Source organism: Shinella sp. 838 (assembly GCF_029623935.1).
Taxonomy (GTDB): domain Bacteria; phylum Pseudomonadota; class Alphaproteobacteria; order Rhizobiales; family Rhizobiaceae; genus Shinella.
In genome coordinates this window covers 192,171-209,684 of record NZ_JARSBQ010000005.1, presented here as the reverse complement: position 1 = coordinate 209,684, position 17,514 = coordinate 192,171, and the positions used below count along the sequence as shown (strand labels likewise).

The window sequence follows — 17,514 nt, the reverse complement described above, 5'->3', positions numbered from 1 at the left end:
AATCCGGAAGACACAGCATGAGCACGACCGACCAGCCCCTTGATTTCCTTTGGTTCATCCCGAGTTCCGGCGACGGCGCCTATCTCGGCTCCGACGATCTGAGTCGCCCGCCGGATCCGGGCTATTTCCGCGAGATTGCGGTAGCGGCGGACCGTCTCGGCTATTCGGGGGTGCTTATTCCCGTCGGCGCCGCCTGCGAGGAATCCTTCGTACTCGCCGCCGATCTCGCTGCCCGCACGGAAAAACTGAAGTTCCTGGTGGCGATCCGCCCTGGCACCGCGACGCCGGCCTACTACGCTCGCCTTGCCTCCACGCTCGACCGCGTGTCGAACGGCCGGCTTCTGCTCAACATCGTGGTGGGCGGCAGCGCCGAGGAACTTGCCGGCGACGGCATCTTCCTGCCGCACGACGAACGCTATGACCACGCGAGCGAGTTCTTCCAGGTCTTCAACGAGCTGATCGAGACCGGCCGCTCCACCCTTGACGGGAAGTACATCAAGGCGATCGACGCCAAGCTCGGCCTGCCGCCCGTGCAAGCGCCGCGCCCACCGATCTATTTCGGCGGCTCGTCCGATGCGGCGATCGACTTCGCCGGCGGCATCGTCGACAAGTACCTCACCTGGGGAGAGCCGCCGGCCCAGGTCGCCGAAAAGATCGCCCATGCCCGCAGGGCCGCCGCCGCCAGAGGCCGCACCGCGACCTTCGGCATCCGCCTGCATTTCATCGTGCGCGAGACGGACGAGGAGGCCTGGGAGGCCGCCGATCGACTGATCTCGAAGCTTTCCGACGAGGCCATCGCCTCGGCGCAGGACGTGCTGACGAAGAACTCCGATTCCGTTGGTCAGGCGCGCATGGTGGCACTGCATAACGGCCGGCGCGACAGGCTGGAGGTCTCGCCCAACCTGTGGGCCGGCATCGGCCTCGTGCGGTCCGGCGCCGGCACGGCGCTGGTCGGCTCGCCGAAGACGGTCGCGGCGCGGCTTCGCGAATACCAGGCGCTGGGGATCGATACGGTGATCGCGTCGGGCTATCCGCATGTGGAGGAGGCCTACCGCGTCTCCGAGCTGCTCTTTCCGGAACTCGGTCTGCCCGGCCCGCGCAACCAGCTGCGCTCCTCCTTCGGCGGCCATCAGGTCTTCGGCGGCGGCGGCCATGGCGGCAACGTCAAGCTGACCTCCGCATCGTAGACGTGGCTTCCTCTCGCAAATGATCCGGGTGGCAGCCTGCCACCCGGACCAATCACCTCATCACCCCTGGCGTCGTGGGACGCCCGCCCTTCCGAGCGGGCACAGGTGTCATCCCTTGGCCGGCTTTTCCAGCAGATGCAGCAAATCCGGATGATGCGCGGCAGCGACATCAGGGTGGGAACGCAGGCGGCTTTTCAGATGATTGATGCCGACTTCGCGGAAGATCGGGTTCAGCGGATCGACCGTCACGCCCCGTTCGGCGCGCTTCAGCTCCTCCGGCAGCGCGATCACGGGGATGGTCGCGTCGTAGCGCGCGCCGAGGAAGAAGGCGACGGAGAAACGCTCGGTGCCGGCAGGCGGCGTGACGACGTCATGCACGTCCGCCCGCACGAACCCGTTTGTCGCCAGCTCCAGAAGCTCGCCGCTGTTGATGATGAACGTGCCGGGCACCGGCGGCGCCTCGATCCATACACCCTCTTCCGTACGGATACGCAGACCCGGTGTCGTGTCCTGCAGCAACACCGTGACGAAGCCGCCGTCCTTGTGCGCCCCGACGCCCTGGTCGCTGCCAGCGGCCTCACGGCCGGGATAGCGGATGATCTTCAGAAGCTGCGAAGGCGACGGCTCGTAGATCTCGGCAAAGGCGTCTTCCGGCTGTCCGAGCGAAAGCGCAATGGCCTTCAGCACATCGATCCCGATACGGGTGACCTCCGCCTGATAGCGCAGCAGCAGCTGTTTCAACTCCGGTTGGGCCGCCGGCCACTGGTTCGGACCGTAGAGGCGGTTCCAGGGCGTCGCCGGCGCCGTCTCGATCGCGGTGCCCTCCGTGTTGATGTCAAGCTGCTCGCGCCAGTCCTGTTCTCCGCGGGTACGTTCATAGCCCGCCCGGTTGTAGCCGCGGAAATGCGGCGACTTCACCATTTCGATCGACAGCTTTTCCGCCTCCGGCAGCGCAAAAAACCGCTTGGAGGCAGCGAGCACGTCGTCGATCAGGCTCTGTGGCACGCCGTGGCCGGTCAGGTAGAAGAAGCCGTGATCATGCAGGACGCGGGTCAGTTCCCGGACAAAGCCCTCCCGCTCGGCTGGGCCGCCATAGAAGCGGGAAAAATCGATCGTCGGCAAATGGATGGGCTTGGTATGGATGGTCATGAAAGCTCCTCGATAGAAACGATGCGCAGGCCGCTCCACGGCCGAAGGCGCTGGACGGCGTTGACGACTCGCCTTTGGAGATCGACCGCCCGTGCATCGGCAAGCGCCTGCCGAGCGTGGCCGGGATCGATCGCACCGTCAGGAGCAGACGCGACGGGTAAAGCGCAACCTGCAATCGTCACGGTGTTCTCCTTCGACAGTTCAATAAATTATATAATCTATAGAATTTAATCTAATCGAGAGCGTGCATTCCAACTTGCCCGGGATAGCGTAGTTTTTTCTCCTACCGTCGAAGCGCGGGGGGATGAGGCTTGCCGCGTGCAGGCGTCGCGCCGGGATGGCTGCCGCCCGTTCTCGGCAGGGCACCCGAAGGCACGCGGCAAGCCGCCATCGTACCCTATATCCAGACCGTCCTCCCTTCGCCTTCGCATCCGAATGCTTTCAGCAGGTTAGGGGCGACGTCGAGCAGCCTCTCGGCCCGGTCGGTCAGGAGAAACGCCGCCGTCTGCGGCTCGCGATAGGCAAGGATCTCGGCGCGTGAGGCGCGCGTATAGAGACCACGCAAGGCGCGCAGGCAACCGCTATGGGTGACGGCGATATGCGGGCGGGCCGGATCGAGGGTCTGGAGCCATGCCTGCAACCGCCCGGTCAGCCCCGTCCGGCTCTCGCCGCTCGGCATCGCGTACTCCCAGGGGTCGGATGCGTTTGCGCCATATTGCTCCGGCAGATCCCGTTCGATCTCATCGTGCAGGCGCCCTTCCCAAACGCCGTAGCTGCGCTCGGCAAGCCGTGGCTCCTCGGCAAAGCGGTCGAAGGGCACCGCCCAGATATCGGCGAGGATGGAGGCGGTCTGCCGGGCACGGCCAAGAGGGCTCACCCAGAAGGCTGCATCCTGCAGGCCGGCCACGGTTTCCGAAAGCCGCACAGCTACGGCCTGCGCCTGCCGCACGCCATTGGCGGTGAGCGGCGTATCGCGGCTTCCTTGCAGGCGCCCGGCGACGTTCCATTGGGTCTCCCCGTGGCGAATGACGAGGAGGGTGGGCAGAGTATCGGTCATGTCATGAGGCCTTTGCATGGAGAAACCTTCGCCGCCGGAGCGGCGAAGGCTATGAGGGTCAATCGGCAAGCCACAGAACGGAGGCCGGCTTGATGCCGAGCACCGTCTGGCTGCCCGGAGCAAGCAGGCCGTCGCCGGAATGGAAGGGGGCATCGACCAGCACCGTCGCCTTGCCCACCTCCACGCCGTAGCGCACCGTGGCACCGAGAAACTCCCGGTGCGCGATGGTGCCGGAAAGCGGGACGGCATCGGTTTCGACCGTGCCGATCGTCGCATATTGCGGCCGGAAAACGAGCTTGGCACCGGCCGGAACCTCGACACCGGCCGGGACCGGGATGCTGCCGCCACCGGCAACCTCGAAGCTGCGCGTCGCGCCCTCGCCCTTCACACTGCCCTCCAGGATATTGGCCGTGCCGAGGAAGTTGGCGACAAAGAGATTGGCCGGCTTCTCGTAGAGATGCATCGGCGTGCCGACCTGTTGGATACGGCCCTCGTTGAAGACGGCGATGCGGTCGCAGACCGTGTTCGCCTCCTCCTGGTCGTGGGTGACGAAGATGGTGGTGAGCTTCAGTCGCTGCTGGAGCTCGCGCAGCTCCCGCCGCACCTCCACGCGCATCTTCGCGTCCAGGTTCGACAGCGGCTCGTCGAGCAGCAGCACCTTCGGCTCGATGGCGATGGTGCGGGCAAGCGCCACGCGCTGCTGCTGGCCGCCAGAAAGCTGCGAGGGTCGCCGGTCGGCAAGATGCGAGAGCCCGACCAGCGCAAGGGCCGCAGCCACCCGCTTGTCCACCTCGGCGCGCGGCAGGCGCCGTTCCTCGAGGCCGAAGGCGACGTTGCGCGCGACGGTCATGTGCGGCCAGAGCGCGTAGGACTGGAACACCATGCCGATGTCGCGCTTCCACGGCGGCATGTCGAGCACATCCTCGCCGCCGACGACGACCGCACCGTTCTGGGCCTGGTTGAAGCCCGCGATAAGGCGCAGCAGCGTCGTCTTCCCGCAACCGGACGGACCGAGGAAGGCGAAGAACTCGCCGGGCTGGATGTCGAGATTGATGTCCTTCAGCACATGCAGCGAACCGTAGTAGAGGTTCACGTCGCGGATGCTGATCGCCTTGGCGGGGCTGTCCGCAAGGGACGTCTTGTCGATGTTGATGGTCATAGTCCGTTCCTCCCGGATCATTTGCCGATGCCGAGCGCCTTCTGGCGGCGCTCGATGACGTAGTGGGACAACAGCGTGCAGAGCGCGACCATGACGACCGCGATGACGCCGAGCGCAGCGCCGGGGCCGCGGCCGGCCGGCGATTGCATGAAGACGTAGAGGCCGTAGGCGAGCGGGGCGTCGGAATTGCTCTGGATGAGCATCAGCGTCGCGGAGAGCTCGACGGCAGCAGTCGAGAAACTGGTGACGAAGCCAGCAAGAAGCCCGCCCGTCATCAGCGGCAGCACGATGCGGCGGATGGTCCGCTGCTTGGTCGCCCCGAGGTTTTCCGCCGCCTCTTCCAGCGATTCCGACACCTGTTGCAGGGCGGCATAGCAGGCCCGCAGTGCATAGGGCAGGCGTCGGATGGCGAGCGCCAGCACGACCATGACCCAAAGCGTGGCGAGCGGCGTACCATCCGGCAGCGTCACGCCGTAGAAGGTGCGCAGATAGCCGATGCCAAGCACGACACCGGGAATGGCGAGCGCCGAGGTCGCCGCCCAGTCAAGCCAGCGGCGGCCGACGATCTTGGTGCGCAGCACGAGATAAGCGATGGCACCGCCGACGACCACGTCGATGAGGCCGGCAAGCGTCGCGTAGATCAGTGTGTTCTTGATGTAGATCGAGCTTTCACCGAAGACGCGGCCGTAATGTGCCAGCGTCACCGCATCCGGCAACGGGCTGAAGGACCAGACCGTGGCGAAGGACAGCATGAGCAGGCCGATATGCGGCGAGAGCACGAGCAGGAGGATGAGGCCGACGACACCGTAGGCAAGGATGCTTTCGCCGAGGCCAAGCTTGCGCCGCGACAGGCCACCGCCGCCGCGCTGGGTGGTGGCATAGTCCTTGCCGCGCATGGCGACCGCCGACAGCCACATGGCGAAAATCGAGACGACGATGAGGATGACGGAGATGACGTAGCCCATCGGGTCGGTCAGGCCAACCGAGGTCACGCGCAGATAGGCCTGCGGTGCCAGCATGTCCTTGACGTTGAGGAGAAGCGGCGTCGCGAGATCGTCGAAGACCTTGACGAAGACGAGCGATGCGCCGGCAAGGTAGCCGGGCATGGCGAGCGGGAAGACGATGCGGCGGAAGAGGCGCATGCCGGACGAACCGAGGTTCTGCGCCGCCTCCTCCATCGACCGGTCGATGTTGCGCAGGCTGGTGGAGAGGTTGATCAGGATGAAGGGGAAATAGTGCAGCGACTGCACGAAGATGACGCCGTTCAGGCCTTCCATGAAAGGAATGCGGACGCCGAACCAGTCGTTGAGCAGAAGGTTGACGGTGCCATTGCGGCCGAACAGCAGCTGCATGGCAACCGCGCCGACGAAGGGCGGCATGATGAGCGGCACGAAGCCGAGCGTCTGGATGACCAGCGATCCGCGAAAGTCGAAGCGCGTCGTCAGTACCGCGAGCGGCAACGCGATGGCGCTCGCCCAGACGACGGACATGGCCGAGACATAGACGGAATTGAAGAAGGAGCGACGGAAGAGGTCGGTCCTGAAGAAGTCGACGAAGTTGACGGCGGTGAGCGCGCCGGTGCCCTTCTCCGTGAAGGCGGTGTAGATCACCGTTCCGGCGGGAATGACGAGGAAGATCGCGAGAAACAGCGCAATCAGCGTCACCGCCAGAACCTGGCCGGGCCGCGCCGTAATGCGCCGGGCAGGAAGGGATGAAAGTGCGAAAGCCATGAGGCAGTCTCCGGAATGAGATCGGCCGGCCCGGCGGCCGATGGGCACCGGGGGAACGAAGACAGGACGGGAAAACAGGAAGGAGAGGGTTTCCGCTCTCAAGGAGACGCGGAAACCCTCAAGGCGTCAGTCGATGAGGTCGAGCGCCTGCTCGGCCTTGGTCTTGGCGGCAGCGTATTTCTCGCCGGCGAATGCCGCCCACGCCTGTTCCAGCTCGGCCTGGCGGGCCGTTTTCTCCTCGCCGCCGGTGAAGGCGGCGCGCATTTCGTCGCTCGCAGCTTCCTCCGCCGTGACCGGCATCTTGGAGATCAGGCCGTGCGCTTCGGCGATCAGCGCCCGCGCTTCGGCCTGGTCGTTGCTCGCCAATGCCTTCTCAGCAGCATGGATCGCCTTGGTCGCATCGCGCAGGCTGTCGAGCTGGAAGGTGATCAGCTGGTCATAGAGGGCGTCGACGACATCCGTGCGCTTCTTGGAAACATCCGAATCGAAGGTGATCATCGACTGGAAGCGCGGATCCTCGAAGGGATTCGGGAAGCCTTCGGGTGCGTCCTTGTAGAGCGCCGGATTGATCGGCAGGCGGCGGATTGCCGGTTCGAGCAGAACGGCCTGCCCCTTTTCCGACAGCAGGTAGTTCACGAAGGCTTCGGCACCCTTCGGGTTCGGCGCATTGGCGATGATGCCGACATTGGCCGGCACGACGGTGGTGATCGAAGGATAGCTGAAGCTGACGGGGAAACCACTCGCCTTGGCGGAGAAGGCGAAGAAGTCGATGACGATGCCGATACCCGTCTGGCCGGAGTTCACCGCATCCGGCACGCCAAAGGAGCGTTCCGTCACCTGCTGGAGGTTGCCGCCGATGCCCGTCAGCGTCGCCCAGCCCTTTTCCCAGCCCTCACCCTGGAGGATGGTCTCGATGGTGAGATGCGTCGTGCCGGAACGCGAAGGCGCAGCGATCGCGATGTGATCATGATACTCCGGCTTCAGCAGATCGCTCCATTCCGTGGGCTGCGGCAGGTTGTTGGCCTCCAGATAGCGGTCGTTCGACATGATGCCGTAGCCGGACGCGGCAAAGCCGAAATAGTAGCCATCCGGATCGTTGACGGGATAGGAGCCGACCTTCTCCGGCAGGCCCGTGACGGACGGAGCGAACTTGGCGAGCAGGTTGCGGCCCTTCAGATTCTCGAAAGCATCAGGCGCGGAAGCCCAGAACAGGTCGACCTGGTTGTTGGCCTTCGTCTCGTCGACGAACTTGACGCCGGAACTCGTGCTCTTGTTCTGCACGTCGAGCGTATAGCCGGGATTGGCGGCCTCGAAGCCGGCCTTGAAGGGATCGGTGACGTCCTTGGAGAAGGACGTGATGACGGTGACCTTTCCGCCGTCCTCAGCATAAACAGTCGAAAGAGCGGCAGCCGACATCAGCATCGCCGCGGCAATGGTCTTGAGCATATGGTTTTCCTCCCAATGGCACCGCCGGCTCTCCGGCGGTCATCAGGATGTCAGCAAGGCCCGTGCCAGTTTCGAAAATCCCGGAAAACCGGTGTTTCCGCCCGGAGAATGGGAAAGAAAGGTAACATCGCCCCCAATTCTCGGGGTCAGAACGGTAACCTCACGCCTCCTCCTCGCCCCCGAGGCCGTGCTTGCGCATCTTGAGATAGAGCGTCTTGCGCGAGATGCCGAGTGCATCGGCTGTGGTGCCGATGCGGCCGTCTTGCTCGGCAAGGCTGTCGACGAGGATCGCCCGCTCCACCCGATCCATGCGCGCCTCCAGTGTTTCCCCGGATGACCCGCTCCCGCCGACCGGCAGGTCTTCCAGGCCGAGCACATAGCGTTCGGCGACATTGCGCAGCTCCCGCACATTGCCCGGCCAGCTGCGGCGGTCGAGATCGGCAAGGAAGGTCGCATCCACATGCGGCGCCGCGCGGCCCTGGCGGCGGGCGGCAAGATCGAGGAAGTGACGGAAGAGCAGCGCCACGTCGCCCCGACGCGCCGAAAGCGCGGGAAGCTCCACGCGGGCGATGTCGAGCCGGTAGGCAAGGTCCTCGCGAAACCTGCCCTGCCGGGCGAGCTGATGCAGGTCCGCCTTCGTCGCGGCAACGACCTGGAGATCGACCGCAACCTCGTCGTTCGAACCGAGCCGCTCGATGACGCGCTCCTGAAGCACACGCAGCAGGCGGACCTGCGCGGACAGCGGCATGGATTCGATCTCGTCGAGGAAGAGCGTGCCGCCGTCGGCATGTTCGATCTTGCCGATGCGCTTGTCCTTCGCCCCGGTGAAGGCGCCGGCCTCATGGCCGAACAGTTCCGATTCCAGCATGGTCTCCGGGATCGCGCCACAATTGACCGCGACGAAGCGGCCCTTGCGCCCACTGAAATCGTGCAGCGCCCGCGCCGTCACCTCCTTGCCGGTGCCGGTTTCCCCCAGAACGAGGATGTCGGTCGCGGCCCCGGCGATGCGCTGCAGTCGCTCACGCAGCAGCACCATCGGCGCCGAATGGCCGATCAGCCGCGCCTCCCAACCATCCATGGCAACGGAAAGGCGCAGACGTCGGTTTTCGACGAGCAACCGGCGATGGGCGAGCGCACGACGTACGGTCTCGATGAGATGGACCGGGTCGGCCGGCTTTTCGAGGAAGTCCCAGGCACCATCCCGCATGGCGCGCAGTGCCATCGGGATATCGCCATGGCCTGTCATCAGCACGATGGGAATCTCCCGGTCGATGGCCCGCACGGCGGCGAGAAGGTCGAAGCCGTCCTGCTGGGGCATGCGCACATCCGACACGATCACCGCCTCGCTGTCCGCCTGCAGGCCGGAAAGCGCAGCGGCGACGGAGCCATGCGCGCTGACGCGAAATCCTTCGATCTCGAGCAGTTCGCGGCAGGCGTCTAGCACATTGGCGTCGTCGTCGACGAGAATGATGTCGGTCGATGCGGTCATGCCGCTCCTTTCAGGGACACGATGAAACGCGTGCCGCCGGGCCCGGTCTCCAGCACGCCGATGTCGGCGCCGAAGTCCTTGATAATGTTGTAGGAAATGGAAAGGCCGAGCCCGAGCCCGGCGCCGACCGGCTTGGTGGTGAAGAAGGGATCGAAGACTGCGCCGCGATCCTTCGCGGCGATACCCGCGCCGGTGTCACCGACGATCAGGCTCGCTCCCGCATCGCTTTTCTCGGCCGTCACTGTTACTACCCGTTCAGGCCGACCGGCGACGGCATCGAGCGCATTGGCGATGAGGTTCACCACGACCTGCTCCAGCCGCACCGGTTCGGCCATCACGCGCGGCATATCGGGCGGCAGGGCGAGCTTCAGTGTCACCCGCTCCTCCTCGAAGCGGTGCTCTAGAAGGCTCAGGGCTTCATGTACGACAGCCGGAAGATCGACGGGGTGCAGCTCCGCATCCGGCCGGCGCGCGAAGCGACGGATATGGCTTATCTGGCCGGCCATGCGGGCTGTCAGAGCGCGGATCTTTTCCAAATTGTTCAGCGCCTGCTCGCTGTTGCCGCGCGCAATCAGCGTCGACCCACTGTGAATATGCGCGCGGATCGCCGCGAGCGGCTGGTTCAGTTCGTGCCCGATGCCCGCCGCCATCTGGCCCAGCGCCGCCAGCTTGGCCGACTGCACCAGCTCGTCACGCGTCTGGCGAAACAGGGTAAGGGCCCGGGCGAGGTCCGCCAACTCGTCGTCACCACCGGCGGGAATCCGCACCGCCGGATTGCCCGCACTGATCGCCATCGCGGCATGGGCGAGCTGATCGATGCGCGCCAGCAGACTGCGATGCACGTAGAAGACGCCGATGCCGATGGCAAGCACCACCGCCAGCACGGCGATGGCCGCAAGCAGCTTTCGCCCGAGATCGATGGCCGCGGCAGCCCGCTGCGCCGCCGTACCCGCCCGTGCCTCGATCGCCACCACCTCCGCCTCGATGCGTTGGCCGAGTTCCGCGACGAGCCGGCTGTTCTCCTTTGCCAGTTCTCCGAGCCGGCCCGCCTCGCGCATTTCGGAGCGCTTCCGGTTGGGCGTGCCGGTCGCGGGATCGGATTGCTGCAGGATGCGCCGGGCGAGCTGGCGCACCGTCAGGCTGTCCGGCCAGCCCTCCAGCGTCGCAAGGCGCGCGGCAAGCTCGTCCGCGCTGTCACCGAGAAAGGCATTGGCCTCCTGAACCTCCTCCGCCGTCGCGCTGCTGACCAGCCGGGCGATCAACCCTGTGGCAAGATTGGCCTGCGACACCACGGTGAGCAGCGCCTCGCTGCGCCGCTGTTCTCCGAGCGCTGCGGCACTGCGGCCGTTGCGTGTCTCCGCCTCGATGTTGAAGCGGATATCGTCGACCAACGGATCGGCCTCTTCGATAAGATCGGCCTGAACCCAGCGCAGCTCCTCCACATCCGCGCGCATCGCCTCGGCCAGCGTGAAGCGCTTGCCGGCGGCAAGGTCGATCCGGGCGAGATTGCCGTTGATCGACGCCGCCAATGGCAGCAGGGATTGCACCGACGGCTCCGGCTCGTGGTTTTCCAGGAGCGCCTGCAGCGCCGCCAACCGTTCGGCATAGACACGCCTCGTCTCGTCATATTCCGCCCGTGTCTCCGCGCCGGTCAGCGCGGCGGTGACCGAGCCGATATCGGCACCCGCCTTGGAAAGCCGGGAGGCGAAAGCGAGCTGCGGCATCTGCACTTCAGCGATGCGCGAAAGCTCGCCCGACAATTCCCGGTAGGAGAGCCAGCCGACAAGGCTGGCGCAGACGGCGAGGCCGACGATGGCGACGAAGGCCGCGCCAAGACGCGCACCGATACCGAAACGCCAGCGGCTCTGCCCGTTCCATCGTGATTTCTTGCTCGTCTCCATGGCGGCGGCTTCTATCATCGCCGCCCGGCCGCGGTCGAGATGCCAACAAGCAGGCTTTCCGCCCGGGCAAGATTCCGCTCGACGGCGCCGCGGATGTCGCGTGCAAAGGCCTGCTGTTCGGTCGTGCGGGCAATGCCCCGCGGCCATTCCCCCTTCAGGCCTTCGGCCAATCTCTCGACATCGTCGGAAGAGCGCGGGGGTGTGCCGAGCAGCCGGCGCACACTCGCCAAAGTGCTGCGCCTGCCGGCATCCCCCGCAGCCTCGCCCTCAAGCGCCCGCAGCCGTGCCCAGAGACGGGCGAGCATCGCCCGGCGACGGACGATGTAGTCGTCGAAGATCAGGTTGACGATGCCGTAGCGCTCAGCCGAAAGGCGCGCGTTGAAACCGTTCGCCGCCAGCAGCCCACCAGTATTTTCTGCGGGCAGCAACCCGGCATTCAGCGCCGCCCGCACCGGAATGCGTCCGATCGCCGGGCGCAGGAGGATGTCCTGCCCTTCCTGCGAGAACAGGAAGTCGACGAACCGCTCGGCAGCCTCCGCGTTTCTTGCTCGCGAGAGGATGGCGATGTTGGCCGGCACGTAGACGGGATCCGGCGTCAGCACGAAGACGTTTTCCGCGCCCGAGACATCAGGCGCCTTTGCAAGGAAGTCGATCGTCACGCCGATGCCGAAGCGGCGCTGCGCAACGCCCGAGGCGACGCCGAAGCTGCGCGCCGTCACAGTCGAGAGGTTGCCACCGAGCTCCGACAGCAACGCCCAGCCTCGCTCCCAGCCGTAGGTCTGCAACAGCGCCTCGACGATCAGATGCGTGGTACCGGAACGGGAGGGCGACGTGATGCCGATATGGCCGGCATAGACGGGCATCAGCAGGTCCTGCCAGTTTTGTGGCACCGGCAGGTCGTATTGCGCGAGGTAGGCGGCGTTGTAGACGAGCCCATAACCGGACAGCGCGAAGCCCAGATAAAAGCCCTCCGGATCGTTGACGGGATAGCCGAGAATGCGCTCCGGCGCTCCGGTCTGCCGCGGCTGGATCGCTCGCAGGGCACCCTTGCGCTTCAGGAGTTCGAACGCGTCCGTCGCCGATGCCCAGAAGATATCCGCTGCGACCTCGGGCTTTTCGAGAATGAAGCGGCTCGCACTGCCGGTGTTGCGCTGCACGACCGTAACGCGGATATCCGGATTGTGCGCCTCGAAGGCACGCTGGAACGGCTCGTAGAAGGAAGGCGGATAGGAGGTGATGATCGACAGGTCTGCCGCCCGTGCTTCATGCGCGGAAAAAAGCAGCATGAAAGCGAGCAACAGACGCCAGCCCGCGCCGCGATGGTGTCCCGGCCGGTTCAAAACGGGCGTGCCTCCGGTGAAGATGCGAATGTCACAATGACAAAGCAGGGATATTGCCGGGACGCCGGAAGGATGTCCACCCGGCACCCACATCTCCCCTCTACTCCATCATGCCGGGCAGCCCAACCGCCAGGGTATCGATCGCCAGCCGGACGCGCGGCAGCATGACGGGGGAGCGCGGCCAGACAGCGTGGGTTTCGAAGGTGACCGACGGCACAGCCTTCAGGACCTGTCGAAGTCGCCCCGTAGCAACATCGTTCCTGATCATCCAGCAGGGCAGCCAGGCGAGCCCCAACCCGCGGCAGGCCGCATCCCGGATCGATTCGAGATCATCCAGCCTTAGGCGGGAGCGGGGCAGGACGACGCGCCAGGGGTCATCGGGCGATGGAAACACCCACGTATCGTGGCTCTCTCTCTTGCCATAGATGATGCCCTCGTGGTTCGGCAAATCCTCCAGTCGCTGTGGTTCGCCATGCATCTCGATATAGGCCGGCGAGGCACAGACCGTCAGGCGCTGAAAGGCGACCCGCCGGACGACGGTGTCGGCATCGTCCTTGAGACGGCCATTGCGCACTGCAAGATCGAACCCGTCGGCCCGCAGGTCGGCGACACGGTCGCTGAAGGACAGATCGAGTTCGAGCCCCGGATGGTGGTCTAGCAGGCCGATCAGCAGCGGCGCGACGCATTGGCGGCCGAAGATGACAGGCATCGTGACCCGCAGCTTGCCGCGGACATCGCGCCGGCCCGATTCCAGCTCGGCCTCGCCGGCCCGGATCTCCTCGATCGCCCTCAGGCACCGTTCATAGAAATAGCGGCCTTCTTCCGTCATGCCCTGGCTGCGCGTCGTGCGATGAAAGAGCCTGACCTTCAGCCGCGTCTCCATGCGCGCGATCGTCTTGGCGACGGCCGAGCGTGTCAGGTTGAGCCGCTTCGCCGCTGCCGAGAACCCACCGGCATCGACCGCTTCCACGAAAACCGAGACGTCCTTCAGGTGCTCCATATTGTATCCATTCAGGAACCAGTGTGGCGAATTAATACCGCAACTGCCGATGAGTTTTCAACGATAGGCTTCCTTCAACGCATCGAGAAGGAGAATAGCGATGACAATGGCAAGGCAGTGGAGCATGGCGGCGATCGGTCCGAAGGACTTCGCGATCCGCACTGCGGCAATCGCGGAACCCGGGCATGGCGAGGTTCGCGTGCGCACCGAAGCCGTTTCCCTCAACTACCGCGACAAGCTCGTTCTGGAGAGCGGCATGGGCCTGCCGCTGGACTATCCCTTCGTGCCCGCCTCCGACATGGCCGGCGTGGTCGAGGCCGTCGGCCCCGGCGTCAGCCGCTTCAAGGCGGGCGACAAGGTGATCTCCACCTTCATGCCCGGCCGGATCGAGGGCAAGGGCCTGGGCGATGCGCGCAATCCGCCCTACAGGACGCTCGGCGGTGCGCATCCCGGCGTGCTCTCGGAATATGTGACGTTCCCGGCCGACTGGTTCGTTGCCGCACCGAAGACGCTGGATGCCGGGGAAGCGAGCACGCTGCCCTGCGCCGGCCTTACAGCATGGATGGCACTCATCGAGAGCGGAAGCCTGAAGGCCGGCGAGAAGGTGCTGATCCAGGGAACAGGCGGGGTCGCTCTCTTCGCCTTGCAGATTGCACGGGCGCACGGCGCGCAGACCTTCGTCACGTCGTCGAGCGCAGAAAAGCGCGAAAGGCTGCGCGCGCTCAAAGCCGACCATCTGCTCCCGCGTGACGGCTGGGTCGAGCAGCTCATCGACCTGACGGACGGCCATGGCGCCGACCACGTGCTCGATATCGCCGGCGGCGCGGGTTTTGGAGAGGCGCTGAAAGCGGTGGCTGTCGGCGGGCGGGTCTCCTTGATCGGCGTGTTCGAAGGGTTCGAAATCTCCGGTCCCGCCTCCGCGCTTCTTCTCAAGTCGCCGGTCGTGCAGGGCATTTCGGTCGGTCATCGCCGGGCACTGGAGGACTTCGTGCGGGCCGTGGACAGCATCGGCCTCAAGCCGGTGATCGACAGGCGCTATCGCTTCGAGGAGGCGGATCAGGCCTTTGCACATCTCGATCGCGGACCATTCGGGAAGGTCGTGATCGAGTTCTGACCGTCGTTGAACCGCCCGGCGCAAAAAATACGCCGGGCGGCAGAGCCGTGTTGAACGCCTGTACGGGGCAAGGGCTATGCCGACTGGACGGCCCTGATACGCTCGACGCCGCCAACGACGGCTGAGAAATCCTGCCAGACGCCCTGCGCGCCCTTCTGCCATTCGTCAAACGCTTCCGGTTTCAGCACCTTGCCGCCGTTCTTCAGCGATTGCTCGATGGACTTCGCTTCGTCCTCGACAATGAGCTGGTTGAAATAGGCCGCCCCCTGGCGCGATGCATCCTGGAAGACGGCCTTCTGCTCATCGTTAAGCTGGCCCCAGAAGCCGGCGGCGTAGAAGATGACCCCCGACGCCCAGATATGGCCCGTTTCCGTCATGTAGGGCACGACTTCGTAGAGCTTGAAGCCGGCATAGGCGGATTTGGTAAGGTCCATGGCATCGGCAACGCCGGTCGACAACGCATTGTAGGTCTCGGTGATCGGAATACCCACGGGCGTGGTGTCGAAAGCGCTCCACAACCTCGTGTGCAGCGGGCTCTGGATAACCCGGATCTTCTTGCCCTTCAGCTGGTCCGGGCGCGTGACCGGCTCCTTGGTGAGGAGATGGCGCGCTCCGTAGTTGATGAAGTCGCCGACCACGAAATTCTGCGCGGCAAGCTTTTGCCGGAGGTCGGCGCCGACGTCGCCATCGACCGTCTTGCGCACATGGGCGGCATCCCGGAAGAGGAAGGGCAGGTCGAGTATCTGCAGGTCCGGTACCCAGCCCGAAAGCGAGGAGACTGTCGAAAGGCTGGCGTGAACGGAACCGAGGCGGGCGCCTTCGGCCACTTCCTTCTCGCCGCCCAGTGCGCCGTTCTTGACGATATTGAAGCGGAACTGGCCCGGAAGCTGCGCCTCCACCAGTTCGCTGATCTTCACCCACACCCTGGTTTCCGGCTTGTCGTCACCCAAGAGCGAGGCGACCGTGATCGTCGTGGCGCTGGCGGATGCCGCGCGAATATAGGCCGGCGCCGCAAAGGCGAGCCCGGTGGCGGCAGCGGTCTTCAAAAGAGTACGGCGGTTGAGATTGCCCATGTCTGATGTCCCCATGACAAGATGCGTTAGAAAAGGACCGCCCAGGCGCAAAGGATCGCCAGGGAAACGAGAAGCGCGGCGAGATAGGGCACGACGGCCCGAAAGAGCGCTGTGGCGGGAGTGCGGGTCACGCCGCTCACCACGAAGATGAGCATGCCGAGCGGCGGCGTCAGGCCGTGGATCATCAGATTGACCACCAGAATGACCCCGAAATGGATCGGATCGATGCCGGCGGCCACCGCGGCCGGCAGCAGGATCGGGCCGAACAGCAGGATCGCCGCGCCGATATCGAGCACGAGGCCGACGACGAGAAGGATGATGTTCGAAAGGATGAGGACCGCAAGCGCACTTCCGCCCAAAACTGTCACGAATTGGGTGACGAGGCCCGAGACGTCATCCACGGCGAGCAGGAACGCGAAGGGGCCGGCGGTGCCGATCAGCAAACCGATCGCAGCCGCTTCCGTCGCTGCCTGGCGGAAGGAAAGAAAGACGGAACCGAACCCGAGTTTCGACCAGGCCGCAAGGCCGAGCGTGTAGAGCGCAGCGAGGGCGGCAGCTTCCGTCGTCGTGACGACGCCGACGCGGATGCCCACCACGACAATGATACCAAGGCCGAAGGCCGGAATGGCCGCTATGGCGGCCCTTCCACGTTCGGCGCCCGTCGCACGGACCTGCCCTACCTGCTCCCGGACCGTCAGGTGAATGGCCACCGCAAGGCAGACGGCCATCAGCCCGCCGGCAAAGAAACCGCCGACCAGAAGCGAACCCACGGACAGGTTGGTCGCCGCAGCAAGGATCAGGAAGGCGATCGAGGGCGGAATGACGTTGTCCAGTACCGAGGTCGCGGCGATGATCGCACCGGCCTGCGCCGGCGGATAACCGTGGCGGACAAGTTCGGGCTGGAAGGTCGATGCACCGAAGGCAGCATTGGCGACAGACGAGCCGGAGGCGCCTGAAAACAGCACGCTCGTCAGAAGCGTCGTCTGCGCCAACCCGGCCCGCCGGTGGCCGACCATGGAGGCGGCGAAACGCACGAGCTGGTTGGCGACGCCAGACGCCGTCAAGAGCCCGCCGGCCAGGAGAAAGAAGGGAATGGCGAGCAGCAGGAACTTCGACATGCCGGTAACGGTCGTCGAAACGATCGCCGGTTCCGGCAGGCTGCTGCCGAAGGCGATCGCGACATAGGCCGCGGCAAGGAAGGCATGCGCCAGCGGCGCGGCCAGAAGCAGGCCAAGCCCCGCCACGACCGCCAGAAAGAGGCTTGGCGGCAGGTCCGTGCCAAATCCGGTCTCCGGGACACCGAAATAGACCGCCGCACCGAGCACGAGCGATGCGGATACGCCGCCGATCCTGCCCTCTCCGATCCGTCGCAGGACAAGCACGACGAGGACGAGGCCGCCTCCCGCACCAAGAAAACCGAAGCGGATCCATTCCGGGATGCCAAGCGTCGGCGATACGCCGCCCAGCATGGCCATAATCTCGCTGCCGCCAAAAAGCAGGATCGACGCGGCAAGGACCGTGAACACATCCGCGAGCATCTGAGCCAGGGGCAGCAAACGCGCCGGCAGCAACCGAATGAAAACATCGAGCCGCATAGCCAGCGCGCTGCCGAGGCTGAGCGGCGCGCCAAGCGCGATCAGCGCGACATGCAGCCAGATTGCAAGATCTTCGGAGCCGACGAAGCCGGTCGAGAAGAAATAGCGCAATCCGACGCTCACCAGCACAACCGCAAGCAGCACGGTAAGAATGAAGGCCGCGAAGGCACCGAGCGCATCTTCGATCCGCTTCAATGCATGTTCGGCAAGATTGCGCGCGGGCGCGGCCGGCGCGTCGAGGATGGAGGACTGGCTGATGGCCACGCGTTTACCT

At 65.2% G+C, this 17,514-nt stretch carries 14 protein-coding genes; 2 read left to right on the top strand and 12 right to left on the bottom strand.

Translation table 11 applies throughout. The features are described 5' to 3' along the window. Positions 1-17: 17 nt before the first annotated feature. Entirely contained in the window at positions 18-1,187 is a 1,170-nt protein-coding gene (gene ssuD, locus P9A16_RS18060) for an FMNH2-dependent alkanesulfonate monooxygenase (protein ID WP_050745693.1), read from the top strand. Positions 1,188-1,295: 108 nt separating this feature from the next. On the opposite strand, the gene P9A16_RS18055 is transcribed toward ssuD, so the two are convergent. The 10 genes from P9A16_RS18055 to P9A16_RS18010 all read right to left on the bottom strand — a co-directional run bounded on the left by P9A16_RS18055 (position 1,296) and on the right by P9A16_RS18010 (position 13,458). After that, positions 1,296-2,336, bottom strand: a complete 1,041-nt coding sequence (locus tag P9A16_RS18055) for an isopenicillin N synthase family dioxygenase (protein WP_023512689.1) — start codon at positions 2,334-2,336, stop codon at positions 1,296-1,298. Further along, on the bottom strand, positions 2,333-2,518 hold the full coding sequence (locus P9A16_RS18050; RefSeq protein ID WP_278025822.1) for a hypothetical protein: 186 nt from the start codon (positions 2,516-2,518) through the stop codon (positions 2,333-2,335). The genes P9A16_RS18055 and P9A16_RS18050 overlap by 4 nt, the downstream gene beginning before the upstream one ends. A gap of 215 nt (positions 2,519-2,733) precedes the next feature. Beyond that, positions 2,734-3,393 (bottom strand): histidine phosphatase family protein, encoded by a 660-nt coding sequence (locus P9A16_RS18045; protein WP_023512690.1) that lies wholly within the window; start codon positions 3,391-3,393, stop codon positions 2,734-2,736. A 58-nt stretch (positions 3,394-3,451) separates the two neighbouring features. Beyond that, entirely contained in the window at positions 3,452-4,552 is a 1,101-nt protein-coding gene (locus P9A16_RS18040; protein ID WP_278025821.1) for an ABC transporter ATP-binding protein, read from the bottom strand. A 17-nt stretch (positions 4,553-4,569) separates the two neighbouring features. After that, entirely contained in the window at positions 4,570-6,282 is a 1,713-nt protein-coding gene (locus P9A16_RS18035) for an ABC transporter permease (RefSeq protein ID WP_023512692.1), read from the bottom strand. Between the two features lie 126 nt (positions 6,283-6,408). Further along, positions 6,409-7,728 (bottom strand): extracellular solute-binding protein, encoded by a 1,320-nt coding sequence (locus P9A16_RS18030; protein ID WP_278025820.1) that lies wholly within the window; start codon positions 7,726-7,728, stop codon positions 6,409-6,411. Between the two features lie 160 nt (positions 7,729-7,888). Further along, a complete protein-coding gene (locus tag P9A16_RS18025) occupies positions 7,889-9,217 on the bottom strand; it encodes a sigma-54-dependent transcriptional regulator (protein ID WP_272790893.1) in 1,329 nt (442 codons plus the stop codon). Beyond that, on the bottom strand, positions 9,214-11,118 hold the full coding sequence (locus P9A16_RS18020) for an ATP-binding protein (protein ID WP_278025819.1): 1,905 nt from the start codon (positions 11,116-11,118) through the stop codon (positions 9,214-9,216). Before P9A16_RS18020 ends, P9A16_RS18025 begins: the two co-directional genes overlap by 4 nt. A gap of 14 nt (positions 11,119-11,132) precedes the next feature. Further along, entirely contained in the window at positions 11,133-12,404 is a 1,272-nt protein-coding gene (locus tag P9A16_RS18015) for an ABC transporter substrate-binding protein (protein ID WP_278025818.1), read from the bottom strand. 154 nt (positions 12,405-12,558) lie between these two features. Then, a complete protein-coding gene (locus P9A16_RS18010; protein ID WP_278025817.1) occupies positions 12,559-13,458 on the bottom strand; it encodes a LysR family transcriptional regulator in 900 nt (299 codons plus the stop codon). Positions 13,459-13,558: 100 nt separating this feature from the next. Here P9A16_RS18010 and P9A16_RS18005 point away from each other — a divergent pair, with 100 nt between their 5' ends. After that, on the top strand, positions 13,559-14,572 hold the full coding sequence (locus tag P9A16_RS18005; RefSeq protein ID WP_278025816.1) for a zinc-dependent alcohol dehydrogenase family protein: 1,014 nt from the start codon (positions 13,559-13,561) through the stop codon (positions 14,570-14,572). 74 nt (positions 14,573-14,646) lie between these two features. Here the strand turns inward: P9A16_RS18005 and P9A16_RS18000 are convergent, their stop codons facing one another. Both P9A16_RS18000 and P9A16_RS17995 read right to left on the bottom strand, forming a co-directional pair. After that, positions 14,647-15,645, bottom strand: a complete 999-nt coding sequence (locus P9A16_RS18000; RefSeq protein WP_278025815.1) for a TRAP transporter substrate-binding protein — start codon at positions 15,643-15,645, stop codon at positions 14,647-14,649. Positions 15,646-15,671: 26 nt separating this feature from the next. Continuing rightward, positions 15,672-17,504, bottom strand: coding sequence for a TRAP transporter large permease (locus P9A16_RS17995; RefSeq protein ID WP_443021676.1), 1,833 nt, complete (start codon positions 17,502-17,504; stop codon positions 15,672-15,674). Positions 17,505-17,514 lie beyond the last annotated feature (10 nt).

What these genes read in the sequence shown, in the direction of transcription:
- ssuD (WP_050745693.1), top strand. Translation starts at nt 18, where the DNA reads ATGAGCACGACCGACCAGCCCCTTGATTTCCTTTGGTTCATCCCGAGT.
- P9A16_RS18055 (WP_023512689.1), bottom strand. Translation starts at nt 2,336, where the DNA reads ATGACCATCCATACCAAGCCCATCCATTTGCCGACGATCGATTTTTCC.
- P9A16_RS18045 (WP_023512690.1), bottom strand. Translation starts at nt 3,393, where the DNA reads ATGACCGATACTCTGCCCACCCTCCTCGTCATTCGCCACGGGGAGACC.
- P9A16_RS18040 (WP_278025821.1), bottom strand. Translation starts at nt 4,552, where the DNA reads ATGACCATCAACATCGACAAGACGTCCCTTGCGGACAGCCCCGCCAAG.
- P9A16_RS18035 (WP_023512692.1), bottom strand. Translation starts at nt 6,282, where the DNA reads ATGGCTTTCGCACTTTCATCCCTTCCTGCCCGGCGCATTACGGCGCGG.
- P9A16_RS18030 (WP_278025820.1), bottom strand. Translation starts at nt 7,728, where the DNA reads ATGCTCAAGACCATTGCCGCGGCGATGCTGATGTCGGCTGCCGCTCTT.
- P9A16_RS18025 (WP_272790893.1), bottom strand. Translation starts at nt 9,217, where the DNA reads ATGACCGCATCGACCGACATCATTCTCGTCGACGACGACGCCAATGTG.
- P9A16_RS18020 (WP_278025819.1), bottom strand. Translation starts at nt 11,118, where the DNA reads ATGGAGACGAGCAAGAAATCACGATGGAACGGGCAGAGCCGCTGGCGT.
- P9A16_RS18015 (WP_278025818.1), bottom strand. Translation starts at nt 12,404, where the DNA reads ATGCTGCTTTTTTCCGCGCATGAAGCACGGGCGGCAGACCTGTCGATC.
- P9A16_RS18010 (WP_278025817.1), bottom strand. Translation starts at nt 13,458, where the DNA reads ATGGAGCACCTGAAGGACGTCTCGGTTTTCGTGGAAGCGGTCGATGCC.
- P9A16_RS18005 (WP_278025816.1), top strand. Translation starts at nt 13,559, where the DNA reads ATGACAATGGCAAGGCAGTGGAGCATGGCGGCGATCGGTCCGAAGGAC.
- P9A16_RS18000 (WP_278025815.1), bottom strand. Translation starts at nt 15,645, where the DNA reads ATGGGCAATCTCAACCGCCGTACTCTTTTGAAGACCGCTGCCGCCACC.